Source organism: Streptomyces sp., assembly GCF_036566765.1.
In the GTDB taxonomy this organism is placed as follows: domain Bacteria; phylum Actinomycetota; class Actinomycetes; order Streptomycetales; family Streptomycetaceae; genus Streptomyces.
Genome location: NZ_DATCVQ010000681.1, coordinates 1 through 1536, shown reverse-complemented (window position 1 = coordinate 1536; position 1536 = coordinate 1). Strand labels below are relative to the sequence as shown.

General features: G+C 66.1%; 2 protein-coding genes. Both read right to left on the bottom strand.

Translation table 11 applies throughout. From position 1 onward, the window contains the following. A partial coding sequence (locus VIU94_RS39490; protein WP_331919594.1) for a peroxidase family protein occupies positions 1-828 on the bottom strand: 828 nt, incomplete at its 3' end. Between the two features lie 213 nt (positions 829-1041). After that, positions 1042-1476 (bottom strand): Fur family transcriptional regulator, encoded by a 435-nt coding sequence (locus VIU94_RS39485; RefSeq protein ID WP_206033917.1) that lies wholly within the window; start codon positions 1474-1476, stop codon positions 1042-1044. Positions 1477-1536 lie beyond the last annotated feature (60 nt).

Here is a 1536-nt window from a genome sequence, read left to right as displayed (position 1 = left end):
GAGGAAGCTGTTGTCCCACTTCGTCGGTGTGGGGGTCCACACGACCTCGAGACCACTGGTGATCGCGTCCTTGCCCACGCCGGTGCCGTAGGCACTCTTCCAGCCCAGGCCCTGCTGCTCGATCGGGGCGCCTTCCGGTTCCGGACCGACCAGGTCGGCGTCGCCTGCGCCGTGGGTCTTGCCGAAGGTGTGGCCGCCTGCGATCAGCGCGGCGGTCTCCACGTCGTTCATCGCCATGCGGGCGAAAGTCTCCCGGATGTCGCGGGCGGCTGCCAGCGGATCCGGCTGGCCATTGGGTCCCTCCGGGTTCACGTAGATGAGACCCATCTGCACGGCCCCGAGCGGACCCGAGAGTTCGCGATCGCCGCTGTAGCGCTCGTCGCCCAGCCAGGTGTCCTCGGGACCCCAGTACATCTCCTCGGGCTCCCAGATGTCCTCGCGGCCGAATCCGAACCCGAAGGTCTTGAACCCCATCGACTCCAGGGCACAGTTTCCGGCGAAGACGAGGAGGTCCGCCCACGAGATCTGCTTGCCGTACTTCTGCTTCACCGGCCAGAGCAGCCGGCGAGCCTTGTCGAGGCTCGCGTTGTCGGGCCAGCTGTTGAGGGGGGCGAAACGCTGGGCGCCCTGACCGCCACCGCCGCGACCGTCCGCGATGCGGTAGGTGCCGGCGGCGTGCCAGCTCATCCGGATGAAGAGGCCGCCGTAGTGGCCGTAGTCGGCGGGCCACCAGTCCTGCGAGGTCGTCATCAGATCGATGACGTCGCGCTTGAGTGCCTCCACGTCGAGCTTGGCGAACTCCGCCGCGTAGTCGAAGTCCGCGCCCATCGGGTTCGACTTCGACGTGTGGGCGTGCAGCACCGACAGCTCCGGCTGGTTCGGCCACCAGTCGCGGTTCGTCCTCGGGCGGTTCGCCGCCGGAGTGGGAGACGGGATTACGGGATTTTCACTTTCACTGGTGCTCTGAGTGTTTCCCTCATGAGCGACCGGGCAGCTATCGGACACAACATTCCTTCCGGGAGAGACCAAACTGGGCTGTGGTCATGGGTTCGATCGAGAAGTCTGTGATGTCGAGCAGTCGGGGCACAGACCCCAGTAGATGACCTCGGCCTCCTCGACGAGGAAACCGTTGTCGTCGGACGCAGTCAGGCAGGGCGCCTCGCCGACGGCACAGTCGACGTCCGCAATGACCCCACACGACCGGCAGATGACGTGGTGGTGATTGTCTCCGACCCGCGACTCGTACCGAGCAACGGAGCCGGGCGGCTGAATCCGCCGCACCAATCCCACAGCGGTCACTGCGTGCAGCACGTCGTACACGGCCTGCCGGGACACCCCTTCCAGAACGGTGCGCACCGCTCCGAAAATCGTCTCCGTATCGGCATGTGGACGCGCGTGCACGGCCTCCAACACCGCGACCCGCGGGCGGGTCACGCGAAGCTCAGCCCCGCGCAGCAGCGCTGCGTAATCCGGCATCGACGGCACCCACCCACTATGACTTACTTTTCTGGACTCAGCCAAGACTTTGCGGAAACA

What these genes read in the sequence shown, in the direction of transcription:
- VIU94_RS39485 (WP_206033917.1), bottom strand. Translation starts at nt 1,476, where the DNA reads ATGCCGGATTACGCAGCGCTGCTGCGCGGGGCTGAGCTTCGCGTGACC.